Annotated in this window: 16 protein-coding genes and 1 riboswitch; of the genes, 1 reads left to right on the forward strand and 15 read right to left on the reverse strand. The window is 39.8% G+C overall.

The genetic code is table 11. The annotated features are described in order from the left end of the window. Nucleotides 1-752: 752 nt before the first annotated feature. From KO561_RS15480 to KO561_RS15535, 12 genes are all read right to left on the reverse strand, one after another. Nucleotides 753-1361, reverse strand: a complete 609-nt coding sequence (locus tag KO561_RS15480; protein WP_231094170.1) for a DUF624 domain-containing protein — start codon at nucleotides 1359-1361, stop codon at nucleotides 753-755. A gap of 192 nt (nucleotides 1362-1553) precedes the next feature. After that, nucleotides 1554-2597, reverse strand: coding sequence for a LacI family DNA-binding transcriptional regulator (locus tag KO561_RS15485; RefSeq protein WP_231094171.1), 1044 nt, complete (start codon nucleotides 2595-2597; stop codon nucleotides 1554-1556). A gap of 145 nt (nucleotides 2598-2742) precedes the next feature. Beyond that, the gene (locus KO561_RS15490) at nucleotides 2743-3588 is read right to left on the reverse strand and encodes a carbohydrate ABC transporter permease (RefSeq protein ID WP_231094172.1); all 846 of its coding nucleotides are present in this window, start codon (nucleotides 3586-3588) and stop codon (nucleotides 2743-2745) included. Nucleotides 3589-3601: 13 nt separating this feature from the next. Next, nucleotides 3602-4540 carry a carbohydrate ABC transporter permease gene (locus KO561_RS15495; protein ID WP_408004823.1) on the reverse strand — a complete coding sequence of 313 codons (939 nt, stop codon included), beginning with the start codon at nucleotides 4538-4540 and terminating at the stop codon, nucleotides 3602-3604. Nucleotides 4541-4606: 66 nt separating this feature from the next. Then, nucleotides 4607-5890: an ABC transporter substrate-binding protein gene (locus KO561_RS15500; protein WP_231094173.1), complete on the reverse strand. Its 1284-nt coding sequence runs from the start codon at nucleotides 5888-5890 to the stop codon at nucleotides 4607-4609. 355 nt (nucleotides 5891-6245) lie between these two features. Next, on the reverse strand, nucleotides 6246-7148 hold the full coding sequence (locus KO561_RS15505; RefSeq protein ID WP_231094174.1) for an ROK family protein: 903 nt from the start codon (nucleotides 7146-7148) through the stop codon (nucleotides 6246-6248). Nucleotides 7149-7355: 207 nt separating this feature from the next. Continuing rightward, nucleotides 7356-8156, reverse strand: coding sequence for an alpha/beta fold hydrolase (locus KO561_RS15510; protein WP_231094175.1), 801 nt, complete (start codon nucleotides 8154-8156; stop codon nucleotides 7356-7358). Nucleotides 8157-8360: 204 nt separating this feature from the next. Then, nucleotides 8361-8744: an SMU1112c/YaeR family gloxylase I-like metalloprotein gene (gloA2, locus tag KO561_RS15515; protein ID WP_231094176.1), complete on the reverse strand. Its 384-nt coding sequence runs from the start codon at nucleotides 8742-8744 to the stop codon at nucleotides 8361-8363. A gap of 132 nt (nucleotides 8745-8876) precedes the next feature. After that, complete coding sequence (locus KO561_RS15520; RefSeq protein ID WP_231094177.1) at nucleotides 8877-9467, reverse strand: NADPH-dependent FMN reductase; 591 nt, start codon at nucleotides 9465-9467, stop codon at nucleotides 8877-8879. Next, complete coding sequence (gene sfnG / locus KO561_RS15525; RefSeq protein WP_231094178.1) at nucleotides 9464-10546, reverse strand: dimethylsulfone monooxygenase SfnG; 1083 nt, start codon at nucleotides 10544-10546, stop codon at nucleotides 9464-9466. Before sfnG ends, KO561_RS15520 begins: the two co-directional genes overlap by 4 nt. Before the next feature lie 251 nt (nucleotides 10547-10797). Continuing rightward, nucleotides 10798-10903: riboswitch (SAM riboswitch) on the reverse strand. A gap of 66 nt (nucleotides 10904-10969) precedes the next feature. Next, on the reverse strand, nucleotides 10970-11866 hold the full coding sequence (gene gnd, locus KO561_RS15530; RefSeq protein ID WP_231094179.1) for a phosphogluconate dehydrogenase (NAD(+)-dependent, decarboxylating): 897 nt from the start codon (nucleotides 11864-11866) through the stop codon (nucleotides 10970-10972). A 12-nt stretch (nucleotides 11867-11878) separates the two neighbouring features. Further along, nucleotides 11879-13414, reverse strand: a complete 1536-nt coding sequence (locus tag KO561_RS15535; RefSeq protein ID WP_231094180.1) for a gluconokinase — start codon at nucleotides 13412-13414, stop codon at nucleotides 11879-11881. 155 nt (nucleotides 13415-13569) lie between these two features. On the opposite strand from KO561_RS15535, the gene KO561_RS15540 reads away from it, so the two are divergent. Continuing rightward, entirely contained in the window at nucleotides 13570-14421 is an 852-nt protein-coding gene (locus KO561_RS15540; protein ID WP_231094181.1) for a MurR/RpiR family transcriptional regulator, read from the forward strand. Nucleotides 14422-14601: 180 nt separating this feature from the next. Here KO561_RS15540 and KO561_RS15545 read toward each other — a convergent pair whose 3' ends face one another. The 3 genes from KO561_RS15545 to KO561_RS15555 all read right to left on the reverse strand — a co-directional run bounded on the left by KO561_RS15545 (nucleotide 14602) and on the right by KO561_RS15555 (nucleotide 16677). Next, nucleotides 14602-14952 (reverse strand): bh protein, encoded by a 351-nt coding sequence (locus KO561_RS15545; protein WP_231094182.1) that lies wholly within the window; start codon nucleotides 14950-14952, stop codon nucleotides 14602-14604. A gap of 76 nt (nucleotides 14953-15028) precedes the next feature. Beyond that, nucleotides 15029-16387, reverse strand: a complete 1359-nt coding sequence (locus tag KO561_RS15550) for a PTS galactitol transporter subunit IIC (RefSeq protein ID WP_231094183.1) — start codon at nucleotides 16385-16387, stop codon at nucleotides 15029-15031. Nucleotides 16388-16398: 11 nt separating this feature from the next. Next, the gene (locus KO561_RS15555; RefSeq protein WP_231094184.1) at nucleotides 16399-16677 is read right to left on the reverse strand and encodes a PTS sugar transporter subunit IIB; all 279 of its coding nucleotides are present in this window, start codon (nucleotides 16675-16677) and stop codon (nucleotides 16399-16401) included. Nucleotides 16678-16680 lie beyond the last annotated feature (3 nt).

Here is a 16680-nt window from a genome sequence, read left to right on the forward strand (position 1 = left end):
TCTTTATATCTTCATTATAACCCAAACACATTGATCTTAGTGATAACTGGAAGAAAAAGTTGCCTTACATTACAGTATATTGGAGGAAAACCAAAATTATAACATAAAAAAACTTGGCTAAGCTAAGCCTTAAGTGCACTTATTTGGGACTTAAAAATTTTGCCTCGTTAAGTTTCTTCTTGCTAAAAATTTTATTTCCTAACGAAGAACAAAAGCTCGGGGCGCTCGGGTTTAAGGATTACAGACTAAGACCGTCCTTTGCGGACAACGTCTGCAGACCCCTTGCCGGGGCCACGTACGGACTGCGTCTGGCCATGCCAGGTGGTTCGAATTGCCGCTCAGGAGCGGCGGTTTTAATCGAACATTCTTACGTAAGAGATAAAGGAAACATGCCCCTTCAAAGGGGTAAGCAACGTTGGGTGCAAAGCCCGGGTTTAGTTGGCCTTCCTTCCTCGTGAGGTTAGGATATTTGACCTACGTCAAATAGATATCGTACGAAGGTGAGGGAAGTCTCGCTAATCGCTGGGCGCGTTAGGAAGCGGAGCGGGCTCGCCCAGATACGCCTGCATAAGTAGGGCTTCGTAAGTGACGGAACTTGTCACTGTAGGAGAACTGCTTAGACGTGCGTATCTAGCCCGCGCAGCTGGACTGGAGCCGGACGCGGCTATTGCAGTATGTTTATCCACACCAGCAAATTTTATAATTTCCTGGTAAACTATAAAAAAATTCCGCTAGGGGGCAGCGGAATTTTTTTATATTAACCCATTTTTTTGGTGGATACGCTTCATTAATCGATCAAAAATAAAATATTGGATAAACGCAATTAAGCTTCCACTTATTAAGATAAAAACTGGAGCTACGTACGTTAAAGCAATAGACCCTACTAAAATTCCAATCAAAAGAATCGTTTGAGGTAAATGACTTAACGCAAACAGCAACGCTCTAGTAATTGTCTGTAACAAGGGTAATTCAAAATGTACTAATATGAAAAAGATAAATACAGTAGTAAACAAAAAGGTGAGTCCAAATAACAGTAAGAAAATAACAAGAATCAATTCACCCGTAAAATCATAATTGAGCACTATTACGCTGTCCATATAAAGAACAGCACAAAAGAATAACCAGATCAATCCGATGATAAAGCTCTTTTTAAAGTTTGATTTAAAAAAGGAGAAAAACTGCTGGAAGGTACCTATTTCCATTCCGGAACTCAACCACTTTCTTACGACAGCATACATAGCTGTCGTAGATGGAAAGATGGTAATGATAGGGATACAGCATATAATCCATAAAAGATTCAAAATCAAGAAATTGCTAAATATCTCTAATACTTTGAAGAACCCATTATCTGACTTAAACATGCTTGCACCTACCAACTTTGATCGATAATTTTTTATACTTTCCACATTAAAAGATTTGTAGGAAGAAAGCATAAGGGCAACTAGAGCTCGACCCGCGCCTAAAGGCTTGGTTTCGCTAAGTTTTCTTTTCACTTTCCATTTTTTAAGTCTTAAAGGAAGAAAGTATAAGGGCAACTAGGGCTTAACCTGCGCCTAAAGGCTTGGTTTCGCCAAGTTTTCTTTATTATTAACAATACACGTATTACGAATAACCAATTCCGGATCTACTAAAATGGAATTTGGTTCTGCTTGCTCATTAATCATGTCGTGCAACATATAGGCTGCTAGTTTACCCATTTTTTCTTTATCCTGTTTCACTGTAGATAGTGGAGGGTCACTGTAACGACAAGCTTCTACATCATCACAACCAATGACTTTGATGTCTTCTGGTACTGAGTAGCCACGTTCTTTGATTGCTTTTAAAGCCCCTAAAGCCATCATATCAGATGCAGCGAAAACCCCTTTAGGAATCGGCCCTTCAGCCAAAATACGATTCATCGCTTCGTAACCAGACTGTTCAAAATAATCTCCATATTGGATCCAATTTTCTCGAACTGCCATTCCTAGCTGACGAACCGTATCCAAAAAGCCTTCCTTACGAATATTGGAGATGATCGAATCAGATGGTCCGCCAATGTATGCCACTTCTTTAATCGAATGGAGATAATAATGCTCCACTACTTTAGAAGAAACCTTCCGATTATCCGTGGTCACAAAGGTAGATCGAGGTCCCGTTAATTCAATATCCACACCAACACATGGCACCGAACTTTTATCTAATTCATAAATGGCTGACTCAATATTTTCCCCGGCGATGATGATGCACCCATCTAATTGAAAATGTTTACATCTCGCCAGATAATCTTCTTTCCCTTTACTAAAGTTACTGTTAGAGAAAATTAATAAATCATAACCTAATCTGCCAATCGCATTTTTAAAGGAATTGATAACCTCGTTGAAAAATGGATGGTTAAATTCTACGTGAACTTCCCCAGCATATATCAACCCGATTAGATTAGACTTTTTCGTCGCTAGCGCTTTTGCAGAGAAACTAGGTTGATAGCCCGTTTCCTCAATAATTTTCATGACTTTTTCTTTTGTTCTAGGACCAATACTCCCGGTTTGATTAATAATCTTGGAAACAGTCCCAGGTGAAACCCCTGCCATTTTCGCGATATCTTTTATTGTCAACTTCATTGGTATCCCTCTGTTTCGTTAATCCGGTTGAAACAGTGACTGTTTCGCATCCCACCGGTCAATTAGCCTACCTTTTGTTTCTATTGCAACCATTATAACAAGAATTAACAAATCTATCAGTGGGATAGAATCCCACTGACTATTGTTAACTTTTTACTGCACCTTCTGTCAAGCTTTGAATAAATAGACGGTTCAATAATAGGAATACGACGATTAATGGAACAGTAGCCCAGAATGTTCCGGATAAAATCATACCATTATCTCGAACATAGTTATCTATTAAACCACGTAATGCGATTTGAATTGTATAAGAGCTTTCCTCTCTTAAAACAACTAGCGGCCATAGGAAGTCATTCCACATGTACATAAACTTGATGATTGCTAGTGTCGCAAATGCTGGAATAATAACGGGTACAGCGATATTCCAATATACACGGAAGTTGGAACATCCATCAATTTTTGCAGCATCAACTAATTCATCTGGTACGTTACTGCTAATATATTGTCTCATCCAGAAAATACCGAAAGCATCGATCATCCCTGGCACAATAATCGCTTTTAAATCATTTAACCAATCTAATTTCGTAATGATGATATACTGTGGAATCAATCCCAGTTGTGGCGGAATCATCATCGTGACAAGTATCGCTACAAAGAGAACATTTTTCCCTTTAAAATGAAATTTTGCAAAGGCAAAGCCTGCCAGTGAGCAAAGGAACAAAACACCAATCGTAGTAACCGTTGAAACGATTAAAGAATTTCCAATTGCACCAAAGAAATCGATTGTGCTTAATACATTTTGAAAGTTTGTTACTAATTCACTTCCTGGCAAAATTGCAGGTGGTACATTGTTGATTGCACTATTATGATTCGTGGCCATAACGAACATCCAATAAAGCGGAAAAATGGATAGGAAGGCCGCAATAGCGAGCAACAAATACACGATTGTTTTAGAAAAAGTAAACGATTTCTTTCTAACATTACTACTCATTTTGCATAACCTCCTATTTCCCTATCCTATTGGCAACAAATACGTTAATCGCCGACAATACGATAATAATGAAGAATAAAATAATCGCTGCAGCAGATGCTGGCCCGTAAGCAAGGTTCACAAACGCTTCACGATATAGGTATAGTACAACCGTTATACCTTCTTCTCTATACGTTCTACCAATATAAACTAATGGCTCTGTAAAGAGTTGAAGAGCACCGATAGTAGATGTAAATACGGTTAGAATAAGGATCGGCCGAAGCATCGGAATCGTAATATATTGAATTTTTTGTCTCGTGGTTGCCCCATCAATCTTTGCTGCTTCATACAATTCATTCGGAATGGCTTGTAAACCAGCTAGATAAATAATGGTGTTATAACCAATCCAACGCCAGAAAACCATGGTAGAAATTGCAATTTTAACTCCCCACTCTGTTGTGCTCCAACTAACCGGATCTACTCCAAACCATCCTAAAATCACGTTAATAAGACCGAAATCTTGGTCATTAAACATAATTCCAAATACGATAGCTACCGCTACGGTGGATGTTACGTATGGCATAAAAATGGAGACACGGAAAAAGCTTTTAAACCTAATAAGTGCAGAATTTAGAGCATAGGCTAATATAATCCCGATTATGAGCTGCGGAAGTGTTCCAAGTACCCACATGATTAAAGTATTGGAAAGAGACTTCCAGAATAGCGGATCCGTTAATATCCACTCAAAGTTTTGCAGCCCAACAAACTTCATTTCACCTAATCCATTCCAGCTTTGAAACCCTAAATAGAAGCTAAACAATATAGGGAAAAGCCCAAAGATAGCAAACAAGATGAAAAAAGGAGAAATATAGATATATCCAGAAATTGCTTCTTTTGTTTTCTCACTTAAGGATGATTTTTTCTTATTTGGAGGTTGATTGGATATTGAAGCCTGAGTATGTGTTTTTGCCACAGTCGTTCTCTCCTTCCATGGATTTCAAGCGGCCATGGAAGCCCATAGACCGCTTGATGATCATCCTTACTGTCTTTCTAATTGTTCTTTAATACGTTCCATCGCTGCATCCCACTCTGCTTGTGGATCTGCACCTTCTACTGCAACATTTGTAAGTGCTGTATTGATTTCAGTATCTACAATCGCATAGTTTACACCCATGTAAACCGGTTTAACTGATTTAGCTGCTTCCGCAAAGATTTTAGCAGTCGGAGCACCACTGAAATAATCATCTGTTGCTGCTAAGAATTCTTCGTTTTCATATACATCTGGTGTAGATGGGAATAAACCATTATTCGTGAACGACTTCAATTGTTGTTCTGGAGCTGTTAACCAAGAAATGAATGCATATGCTTCTTCTGGGTGCTCAGACTCTTTTGGAATCGTTAGGAAAGATCCACCCCAGTTACCTGCACCTTCCGGAATTGCTGCAATATCCCACTTACCACCTGCATCTGGTGCATTTCCTTTAACGTTTGCTACCATCCAACCAGGAGCTCCTGGCATTGTAGCGTAGCTACCTTCTGCCATTGCAGTACCCCACTCAGGAGTCCACAGTGCGTTTTGACCAATTAAACCTTCTTCAATCATCTTAGTTGTATAATCATACGCTTCTTTTACTGTATCTTCCGCAATTAATTCATCATCTTCATTGAAGTATTGCTGATCTTGTTGGTCTCTTAGCGCATTAAATACCATTTGTGGAGCATCAGAGATTGGTTTTCCAGTTTCAGCTTTGATTGTTTTAGCAGCTTCATAGTAAGCATCCCAAGAATTGATTTGAGCTGCTACTTCTTCACGGTCCGTTGGTAGACCGGCTGCTTCCATTACATCCGTGCGGTAAAACATAGTAGTTGGACCAATGTCAGTTGGTAAACCAATTTGGAATGAAGCATCAACGCTTTGTGCTTGTTGCCATTTCCAGTCTAGGTAGTTACCGGAAATTTCTTCTGCACCGTAGTCATTTAAGTTATAAAAACGATCTTGTGCTTGCATAAACTTAGCAATTTGACTAACCTCGATTAAAGCGATATCAGGAGCACCGCTTCCTGCTGAAATGGATGTGAACAAGTTGTTGTGAACGTCATTCATTTCCCCTTCACTAAGGGTGATCTTTACGTTTGGATTTGCTTTTTGATATTCTTCAATTAATACATCATAGCCTGTGCTACCGAAGACCGCGAAGTCTAGTTCTACTGTTTCTCCGTCAGAACCACCATCTCCACCTTCTCCTTCTGCACCATCGTTACTACAAGCAACTAGCGCAAGAACCAAGATGAATAAACTCATCATAGAAAGCCACTTTTTCATTTGATTTAACCCCCATTTTTCATTTTTAAAAAGTTACTGCTAACAACAAACAACATTAGGTAAACGCTTTCTTTTTTTAGACCTTTTCACCCCCAACTTGTAATCTAAGAATCTAAAAGCGAAAGCAAGGATATTTAAACGGCTTTAGAGGAAACCGCTTTCCTTATTCAGTTAAAAAATGTCGATTACTCTCGGTTGTTTTCCTTTTGTAATCGCTTTCTTTTAGATTATATTCTTTGAATCTAAGAAAATCAATACTATTTTCATATTTTTTCAACAATTTCACGAAATCGGTTTCTTAGAATGTTTTATTAAGTCTTTTAAAACCTTTACTGACAAGGCATGTATCGTTTTCTTAGTTTACTAACTTTTTAGATTGACTCGTTAAAAAATGTTGTAAGGCACCTAACATTCCAGCATCATTTTGATGCTTACACACCTCAATTGGAACACGAACATGATTCCACCAAGGTAATTCATCTAGATGTCGATTAATATCGGATAATAATTCGGATCTAGAACTTACACCACCACCAATTAGTATCTTTTCAGGGTTCAAGGTAGCTACTAGATTGAAGATTCCAAAGCTAATACTCTCATACCATTTTTCCAGGATAGCATGTAATTTTTCATCTGTTTTAGCTTCTTCAAAAATAACGTGTCCTTCTACCTCTGCTTGCTCTGGCAAGCCTTTAAAGTCCCTGTAAAATCCAATCAAACTTTTCATTGCTGCATTATCATGCATAATCTTTAATCCTAGTGAGTCCCCTCTTGTTACCATAAAACCAAATTCCCCGCCTCGGGAGCTATGGCCATGAACCATTTTCCCGTTCAGATAGATACCTCCGCCTATCCCAGTACCTATCGTGAAACAGATAAAACTATCACACTCCACGGCATTTCCACTTAACTTCTCGGCAAGTGCAACACAGTTTCCATCATTCTCAATTGCTACAGGTAGGTCCACTATTTCTTCCAGCAATTCCTTTAGGTTTTTTCCATGTAACGCATTAATTGCACCAGCATGCTCAGTGAAACCGGTTTCTACATTGACGAAACCTGGCAAGCTAATAGCAACCCCATGTATCTCATGATCTAGCTGGTAATCTTGGATAACAGTGACCATATTACTGAGAAAAATGTTTAAATCATCGATGTTCGTGTTGTACTTGTCCTTTGTAAGGATTGTTCCGTCGCTCAATAGGACAGAATGTTTCACTTTTGTACCGCCTACATCAATCGCAACATACTTTTCCATGTCATCCCTCATTTCAAGTTTATCCTGTATGTTTTTGGGTCCTCCCTGAAAATAAGTTCCCTCCCTTCATTCCCTACACTTTTCTGATAAAACGAAGAAGTTTGACCAAAGTATAATGCTATTATGTAAGCGTTGTCAATACCGTGATGGAAAGCATCTTTTCTACTAAAATGAGGAAACCCCTTCCGTGTAGAAGGGGTTTCCCGGTTATAAGCTGGAAAAAAACTCATCCAAAGTTTGATTAAATTTTTCTGTTTCCTCTAAAAATAACAAATGACTACTATTCTCAAAAGCTACTAGCCTCGACTCAGGAATTCGTTCCTGAATATAGGCGCCCGCTTCAACCGGAAAGAAACCGACGCTTCCAAAACAAATCAGTGTTGGCACGGTCACATTCCCTAAAGTATCTCGATAATCCACGGCAGTCTGATTAAATACAATGGTACTTTCAATAGACGCCGGAAGTTTGTTCATCTCTTCCAGAACCCAGTCATATTCAGCCTGTTCTGGTTTTTCTTTATACATGCCATGGATAAATTCAGCATTAAACCCGTGCTGATCCTCTTGAATCGCTTGCATCACACCTTTAATGGCTTCAAAATCAAACGCTCCAAAGTCCCAGCCTGGCCAAATGTAGTCAGAAGGAGACTGGTCGACAACCGTAGTTGCTTTAATATTTTCTCTGCCAAATTGGTTGATATAATCCCAAACGACAAATGCGCCCATCGACCAGCCAACAAGAATGACATCTTTCAAATCAAGCTGCTCAATAAAAGCTTTCATATCTCGTGCATATTGAGCTACCGTGTGACCGTGCTCCACTTTACTGGATTGGCCATGTCCCCTTAAATCTACTGTGAGCACTCTGTAGTTCTTTTGGAAATAGGGAACTTGCTTCTGGAAAAACTTACTGCTCATCATCACGCCATGAATGAATAAAACAGGCTGACCTTGTCCGTGATCTTCATAAAATAATTGAGTATTGTCCTCTAATGTGAGGTAAGGCATATACATTCAACTCCTTTTCTAAAATATATGACTTTCTCCTAGTGCCATTCTATTTTTTTACTCTAATGGTTAGACTGGAAACCAAAGAAAAGAGGGATTACTAATGGAGCAACAAAATGGTTCATTCCCTAAGGGCTGTCTATTTGGTACATTACTTGCACTCCCGATTTGGGGACTTATTTATTTATCCATTCGGATTTTGGTCTAAGTTTCATATAGTTCTATAGGAAGTCCATCTGGATCTCCAAAAAAGGCAAATAATTTTTCTGTTAATGGGTCTTTTCGAACAGGTTCTACCTTTATTCCGTTCCCTTCAAGCTTTTCTATCGTTTCTTCAATGTTTTCTACAGAGAATGCTAGATGTCTTAGTCCCTGTGCTTCTGGATAACTAGGTCTTTTTGGTGCATCAGGAAAACTAAACAATTCAATGACATAGTGATCCCCTAATGCTAAATCTAACTTATAGGATTGACGTTCCTCTCTATAAGTTTCTGCTAGAATCGAAAATCCTAGCTTCTCCACATAAAACTGCTTAGAAATTTCATAATTGGAACAAATAATAGCAATATGATGAATCGACTGAAACATGATACATCCTCCCTTACTTGTAGACTTCTACATGAAAGTTTAATTTCCTTTTTCATAGAGATGCCTTAGCGTTTAGTTTAAAAAATACTACCCAACAAATGAAAAAGAGTAAGAACAAATAGTCCTTACCCTTTACGTCTGTGCCAATGACTGTCTAGGAATAGTTGGTTGATTCGCTCCCACCAGTCCCCCCTGTACCCTTTCGTTTAGCTGCACAATACTAATAGCGAGTTCCTGAAGACGTTGTCGAATATCTTCATCAACCAGCTGTTTGTTTTCAAAGTGTGAATTATGTGCATACACATTTCCTGGTACAACATGTGCTTTAAAATAGCCTGCTAAAGGCTTCAACTGATGCTCTATAGCTAAATAATGATGATAGGTTCCTCCTGTAGCGATAAAACCGACAACCTTTCCTCTTAGTGAATCGTTCGGAATTAGATCGAAGACATTTTTGAGAGCACCGCTTAAGGAGCCACGGTAAATAGGGGACCCAAATAACAACGCATCTGCACCTTCTATAAGATCAATTACTTTCTTTGTATCCCCTTCATAGGCAGCCGGATCTCTACCATCACAAAATTGAATCTCATAATCTCGCAAGTTAAGAAGATCTGTCTCCACATTTTCGTTATCATTTTGTGCAAAGGTAAGAGCTTCTTTTAAAGTAACATACGTTTTAGACATTGGGGTTAAGCTGCCTGATACTCCTACTAGCTTCATATTGTGACTCCTTGTTCAGCAAGCTCTCTTTCCTTATTTTTCACAAGAGGAATTACCTGCTCACCAAATCTTTGTAAGTCTTCTTCATAGTGGAAGTGACCCGTTAGAACAATATCAATTCCGATTTTCTTCAACTCGATGATACGATTTGCCACTTGTTCTGGCGTTCCAATTAAGCCTGTCTTAAAACCATCGTTATATTGCACAAGATCCTCAAACGTGGAGTTTGCCCACATGCCTTGTTTATCCCTAGTAGATTGACCCGCTTCCATCACTGCATCCTTAAATCCATATACAGCTTCTTCATCCGCATATGAAACGATATCACGAAGTAATTGAAGCGCTTCTTCCTCTGTGTCTCGAACAATCGCAAAGCCATTTGCCGCAAATTTTACTTCTCGTCCTTCAGCGGCAGCCAATTCCCGTACTTCGCTAATTTGCTTTTTAAAGCCTTCTAATGTATTTCCATTCATGAAGTAATAATCAGAAACACGTGCAGCCATATGCTTAGCAGCTTCCGAATTTCCTCCTTGGAATATTGGGATATCTGTTACCGGTTTAGGTTTTAAAGGAGCATCATTAATCCGATAGAAATCTCCTTTAAACGAAGCTTTTTCTTCCGTAAACATAGAGCGAAGCACTTGAATAAACTCCTCCGATCTTCTATAGCGCTCATCATGCTCCAGCCATGGCTCCCCGTATCCGATAAACTCTTGTTTGAACCAGCCACTAACGATATTTACAGCAGCTCTCCCATTACTGATTTGATCAAGCGTTGAAAGCATCTTTGCATATACCCCTGGATGCCATAGTCCGGGATGTACGGCAGATATTAATTTAATTTTCTCCGTCACTGCAGCCAATGCCGAACCTAACGTTATCGCTTCTAATTGATTTTCAGCACCATAGCTTGCAAAAAAGCGTGTTTGTAGTAACGCATAATCAAATCCGACTGCTTCTGCTATTTTGGCATACCTTTTATTGGACTCAAAATCCCATCCTGTCCGCTGAGGTAGTTTGGAGACAACCAAGCCTCCACTTACATTTGGCACCCAATAAGCAAACTGCAATTTTCCCATGTTTCACGTTCCCCTTCCTTACGGTTAGTTAGACGAACGCCCCTATATGGTGATATATTAGACTCATATAGGGATGCGCTCATACCTGTTAGCTGTGCGTTTTTCTCTGTTGTAAAAGAGGTGTTGCCGCACCTCTTTTTTTATGCCGAAATACCAATGTGTTCAACCTCACCTCCTCAAAAGAATTAAAAAATCCTTCACTCCATAAAGAGAGAAGGATTCTGATTGCATAAAAAATACTGCAACTGATCATCTCATCTTTGGAAGTAATCTTCCTCTGAAATTGGCACCGTGCAAGTTTCCTTGCTGGTTGCCGAGGCTTCGCAGGGTCAGTCCCTCCACCTCTCTGGATAAGAGAATTTTCTGAAATATTGAATTATTTCTCAACAGTATAACACCCAAGATGTACCATATCAATAGGTTTCATTTTTTCTCCACAGCATGACCACCGAATTCATGTCTTAATGCAGCTACAACTTTACCCGTGAACGTATCATTTTCTTGAGAACGGTAACGCATCATTAAGGAAAGCGCGATAACTGGTGTAGGTACTTCAAAATCTAATGCAGACTCTACCGTCCATTTACCTTCACCCGATGAATGCATGACACCACGGATGTTGTCTAAATGCTCATCTTTCTTAAACGCTTCCTGCATCAGCTCCATTAGCCAGCTTCGAATAACAGATCCGTGGTTCCAAACGCGAGCCACATCCTCATATTCATAATCAAATGGGCTTTTTTCTAACACTTCAAACCCTTCTCCAATCGCGGCCATCATCCCATACTCAATTCCGTTATGAACCATTTTCAAGAAATGTCCACTTCCACCTTTTCCTGTGTACAAATAGCCATTTTCGACTGCCAGTTCCTTAAAAACTGGTTCTAGTGGTTGGAAAACTTCTTGTTCACCGCCGACCATAAAGCAAGCTCCGTAACGTGCACCAGATACCCCACCACTTGTTCCTACATCTAGTAAATGGATGCCTTTCTCTTTTAATAGATCAATATGCTTCAAGGTGTGCTTATAGTTTGTGTTTCCGGCATCGATGACGATATCCTCTGCACTTAGTTTTCCAGAAAGCTCGTTAAGTACATTTGTCGTAATGTCTCCTGCTGGCACCATGACCCACACAACTTTTGGTGAAGGGAGTTGGGAAAGCATCTCATCTATGGAGTCAAACTTAGCACCACTCTCCCTACCGAACTTCTCTCTTGCTTCCTCATTGACGTCAAAGGCTTTCACCTCATGACCTTTATCGAGCAAGTGAAGACCGATTTGAAAGCCCATCTTTCCTAATCCTATTAAACCTATTTTCATTTTATGTTCCTCCTATCCTTTTATTCGTTGGTTAAGTTCTGATAGATTCTGAAATTCTGGAGCTAGCTTATGTGCTAGTCTGTAAAATAAAGGCTTATATTGCTCATACAAGCTTGCTTGCTCTGGCACGGGAGTTTGTCGATCCGTTATGTTCACAAGTGGTAATACTTCGTCAAGGTTATCCATCTCTCCTAAAGCTTTTAAGGTTAAACATGCCGCACCAAAACAAGCACTTTGATGGTTTTCCGGGAAAGAAATGGACGTATTGAAAATGTCCGCCATTATTTGCCGCCATAGATTGGACCTTGCAAATCCACCATTCGCACGAATCTCCACAGGAGTTACACCTGCTTCCTCCATCACTCGAACAACCATTTGCAATTGATACATGACACCTTCTAGTACACTACGAATCATATGTCTTTTCTCATGATGAAGGGTCAGACCGAAGAAGACGCCTTTTGTCTCAGCATCCCAAAATGGGGCTCTTTCACCAAGTAAGTAAGGCAAGAACAACAGCCCATCCGATCCAACTGGAACCGTGCTCGCTTCTTTCATTAGGTAATCGTATGGATTTTGTTGACCCGCTTTTTCCACTAACTCTGGAAAAATAGAATCTCTTAACCATTGGAGGGCAATACCACCATTGTTGATCGGACCACCAATCACCCACTTGTCTTCCGTTAACGCATAGCAAAACAATCGCCCTTCTGGGTCCGTAATGGGCCGATCAACGACTGATCTCACCGCCCCACTCGTGCCTACCGAACAAGCTACAACACCTGGTTGAATCGCACCAACTCCAAGATTAGCTAAGACGCCATCACTTGCTCCAATTACAAAAGGGGTATCCACTGATAAGCCAATTTGCTCCGCATACATCGGGTCCATTCCAGTTAAGATACTTGTAGTTGAGATAGGCAGGGACAATTGGTCTTCCCTTATTTGTGCGAGTGTTAAAGCCTCTTCATCCCAATCTAACGTTTTTAAATGAAATAGTCCGGTAGCAGACGCGATGGAATAGTCAACGACATACCGGTGAAAAAGGCGGTATGTTACATATTCTTTAATGGATATCCACTTCTGTACCTTTTGCGTGAGTTCTGATTCATGATTGTTAAACCAAATCAGCTTTGCAAGTGGAGACATAGGATGTAGGGGAGTTCCTGTTCGAATATAAATATCATGTCCTTCCCCGCTTCTTTTTAAGTCCTCCACTTCTTGTACAGCACGTTGATCTGCCCAAGTAATAACATTTGTCAAAGGCTGACCTTGATCATCTACCCCTAACAAACTGTGCATGGCAGAACTGAATCCTACCCCTATCACATGACCGTCCTTACTAGAAACTTTTTGTACAACCTCTGATAAGGTTGAGATCACTGCCTCCAGTATTTCTTCTGGGTCCTGTTCTTTTTTGGTCGGGTCGGGTACGTATAAAGGATATTCTTTTTCTGATTCAGACCAAAGATCCCCATTCAGCTGATACGCAACGGTCTTGGTGCTTGTCGTTCCTATATCAATACCAATCACAATTTTCGACTTCAACACGATCCCTCCTGAAAAGAGAAACGAACACTAGTTTTTATGAAAATTATTTTCTATAATAGATATTATACATTAAATTTTTTTCGATACCATTGATTAAAGAAAAAATTTTTCCTTATTTTTATATAAAGTGAAATTTTTTTCAGGAGGCGCTTATGGAACAAAACCCAACCAAACACGTTATTCAACGAATCCAATCCTTCTATTCCGGATTAAGCGAAAAGGAAAAAGGAATCGCAGACTTTATTCTTCAGGATCCAGATAAAATCATTCATTCCACCATTAACCAAGTATCCGATGCTTTGAACGTTGCAGATGCTACCGTGTTTCGTTTTTGTAAACGGCTCGGCTTCAAGGGGTATCAAGCGTTAAAGATTGCGCTTGCTTCCGAAGTTATCCATCCCATTAAAGATATTCATGAAACGATTTCGGAAAAAGATTCAGAGGAAACTATCTTTCAAAAGGTATTCCAATCGAATATACAGGCCCTTGAATACACAAAAGCGCTAGACCAGGACTTTAAAAAGGCTGTCGAGTGGCTTACGGAAGCGGAACATGTCTATTTCTATGGGAGTGGTGGATCGGGCATTATTGCCTTGGATGGGGAACATAAATTTATGCGGAGTGGTTTGTCCTCTCGTGCTTATATTGATTCACACATGCAGCTGATGACAGCAGCCCAACTTAGGGAAAAAGATGTTGCCGTCTTTATATCACATACAGGTGCGAATAAAGATCTATTGGAAGTGTTAGAAATCGCAAAAGATTGTGGTGCAAAAACGATAGGAATAACGAATTTCGCCCAATCTCCATTAAGCAAAGGGGTTGGCACGTGCTTGTTTACCGCTTCAAAGGAAACAGAGTACCGTTCTGAAGCATTGTCTTCTAGAATTGCCCAGCTATCTTTACTTGATAGCCTGTACATCGGCTACTGTATGAAAAAGAAAGAACAGTCTAAGTTAGCACTACATCAAGTACGAGATGCTATCGCTAGGAAGAGGGTTTGAATGCTCGAAGCTGGGTCGGGAGTTCCGATATAATCGTCTGAACGCTGATATATTAAAATAAACGCTGATTTCTGGACCGCGACGCCGATTTTATTTATAATCTGATTTTCAGATAAGCCACTATAGCCTCATACGCCTCACCATAGAAAAAGCCACCGAATTTCCTCGGCGGCTTTCTTCTTACCCGTAATCTTTGTGGTGGGTCGATTGATAATCTCGAATGATTTCTCTTGACCCTTTTAAATCCTTCACGATTCGGTATGGCTTCGTAATGACTCGAATTGGCAAACTAAAAAGGAAATGACTTAAATCATCTCTATACTCATTTGTCATCCTGGCAGGTTTGGATGCAATGCGTTGATAGGATTCTTTGTAGAACTCCTGCATCACATTAACCCTTAACTCAATAATATTGTGGCATTCTTCACATTCAACCTTCGTAATAACATCATTGATATACGTGATCTGGTGCAGGGTGTCATCCTCACAATGAATACAGAACAATTCCGTCTCCATATATTTCTTTTCCATTCTGTTCACCTCACGTAATTTCTTTAAAGTTATTATATAACATTTTCAGAAGATTGATACGATTATTCTTAAAGTATTAAGAAGGAATTTTAGTTGCATTGTCTTCCTGTTTAGATGCAGGTCTCCTACGGTTTACAAAATAGCCAGTTACTAGTGCTAAAACCCCTATTATACCTAAGCCGATGTAACCCAGCTTTGCACCGAAGATGAACAAGGCAGTAGTTGGGACCGCCCCATCAACAAGGGAAGAAACAGCTCCTGCACCTTCTGGAAAAGCGAAGCCAACATTTCTCGCCGCTTCCGTAAACAATGGCGAGATATAAGTAGCAAGCAATAAACCAAACCCTAATGCGATTGTTCCAGCAAGTACCGTACGAATAACATTTCCTCGGAAAATAGGTACCATCATACATACAATAAATGGTAATGTAGCTAAGTCACCAAATGGTAACACTTTGTTTCCAGGTACAATGATCGCAAGTAGTAATACGATTGGTGTTAGAATGAGTGTCGATGCAATGGCAGCAGGATGCCCAACCGCTAATGCACTATCCATTCCAATGTACACCTCACGCCCAGGGAAGCGTCGCTTTACAAATTCCCCTGCAGCTTCTGAAATCGGAGCCAACCCTTCCATCAAAATGGATACCATTCTTGGTAAAAGAAGCATAACGGCTGCAGTAGCAACACCTAATTGTAAAGTTTCTTGTAGGTTATAACCTGCCAGGACTCCAATAATGATACCTAGAATCAACCCAACTATCGTGGATTCTCCGAAGATTCCTAGCTTTTTTTGAATTGCCTCAGGATCTGCTTTCCAATTTTTCAATCCGGGAATCCTATCAAATAACTTATTCAATGGCATTGCCAATAAGTAGTACGGTGTAGATGTCCCGTGTGGAAATGAAATATTTGGATAACCATAATATTCAGCCACATGCTTCGCTGTTAAATCAGCAAGTACTAAAAGAACGATAGCATGAACAATACATGTAACAAGTCCCATCACAAAACTACCCGTCATAATACTTACTAATGCACCGGTAAACGCAATATGCCATAAGTTCCATAAGTCAATATTTAATGTTTTCGTGAGTCCGAAAACTAGCAACGCTATATTGACAGCAAGTCCAATTGGAATAGCAAGCGCTCCAACAGATGACCCAAAAGCGATAGCGGAAGTTGCTGGCCATCCTACATCAATAACACTTAATTCAATGCCTAAACGATTGACCATTTGCTGAGCTGCCGGTCCTAAATTTTCTGCTAATAGCCCAATAACCAAGTTAATGGCAATAAAACCAATCCCTACTGTTAAACCAGCACGAAATGCCTGACTAGGCTTTGTTTTTAAAATAAGACCAAAAACGAATATAATAATCGGCAAAAGAACAGATGCACCTAAATCAACAAAATATTGTAAGACATCTCCCATATAAATACCTCCTATTTAAGAGCGGCTTCGAAATCCGCAAAAAATTGCTCCTTACCCACACCGGTAAGTAAAGGTACAGCATTTAGTACAATGTCGTGCAAATCTTTTGATACGATAGTAGTCGTTACTACTAAATCGTACTCAGAAGCCGTGTTTAAAACGTCCGAAACTTTAGATTGATGAAGTTTTGCTTCTAACCCCTTCTCTTCGATGAACGATTTTAACTTAGACATTACAACTGTAGAAGTTGCAACCCCTGTTCCACAAATGACTAATACTTTTTTAGACATGCT

This window comes from Radiobacillus kanasensis (assembly GCF_021049245.1).
Classification (GTDB): Bacteria; Bacillota; Bacilli; order Bacillales; family Amphibacillaceae; genus Radiobacillus; species Radiobacillus kanasensis.

Excerpts from the sequence above, each read along its gene's own strand:
- gloA2 (WP_231094176.1), bottom strand. The coding sequence starts at position 8,744 with ATGTTTCAGTCGATTCATCATATTGCTATTATTTGTTCCAATTATGAA.
- KO561_RS15500 (WP_231094173.1), bottom strand. The coding sequence starts at position 5,890 with ATGAAAAAGTGGCTTTCTATGATGAGTTTATTCATCTTGGTTCTTGCG.
- KO561_RS15540 (WP_231094181.1), top strand. The coding sequence starts at position 13,570 with ATGGAACAAAACCCAACCAAACACGTTATTCAACGAATCCAATCCTTC.
- KO561_RS15505 (WP_231094174.1), bottom strand. The coding sequence starts at position 7,148 with ATGGAAAAGTATGTTGCGATTGATGTAGGCGGTACAAAAGTGAAACAT.
- KO561_RS15490 (WP_231094172.1), bottom strand. The coding sequence starts at position 3,588 with ATGAGTAGTAATGTTAGAAAGAAATCGTTTACTTTTTCTAAAACAATC.
- KO561_RS15545 (WP_231094182.1), bottom strand. The coding sequence starts at position 14,952 with ATGGAAAAGAAATATATGGAGACGGAATTGTTCTGTATTCATTGTGAG.
- KO561_RS15510 (WP_231094175.1), bottom strand. The coding sequence starts at position 8,156 with ATGCCTTACCTCACATTAGAGGACAATACTCAATTATTTTATGAAGAT.
- KO561_RS15550 (WP_231094183.1), bottom strand. The coding sequence starts at position 16,387 with ATGGGAGATGTCTTACAATATTTTGTTGATTTAGGTGCATCTGTTCTT.
- gnd (WP_231094179.1), bottom strand. The coding sequence starts at position 11,866 with ATGAAAATAGGTTTAATAGGATTAGGAAAGATGGGCTTTCAAATCGGT.
- KO561_RS15555 (WP_231094184.1), bottom strand. The coding sequence starts at position 16,677 with ATGTCTAAAAAAGTATTAGTCATTTGTGGAACAGGGGTTGCAACTTCT.
- sfnG (WP_231094178.1), bottom strand. The coding sequence starts at position 10,546 with ATGGGAAAATTGCAGTTTGCTTATTGGGTGCCAAATGTAAGTGGAGGC.
- KO561_RS15480 (WP_231094170.1), bottom strand. The coding sequence starts at position 1,361 with ATGTTTAAGTCAGATAATGGGTTCTTCAAAGTATTAGAGATATTTAGC.
- KO561_RS15485 (WP_231094171.1), bottom strand. The coding sequence starts at position 2,597 with ATGAAGTTGACAATAAAAGATATCGCGAAAATGGCAGGGGTTTCACCT.
- KO561_RS15520 (WP_231094177.1), bottom strand. The coding sequence starts at position 9,467 with ATGAAGCTAGTAGGAGTATCAGGCAGCTTAACCCCAATGTCTAAAACG.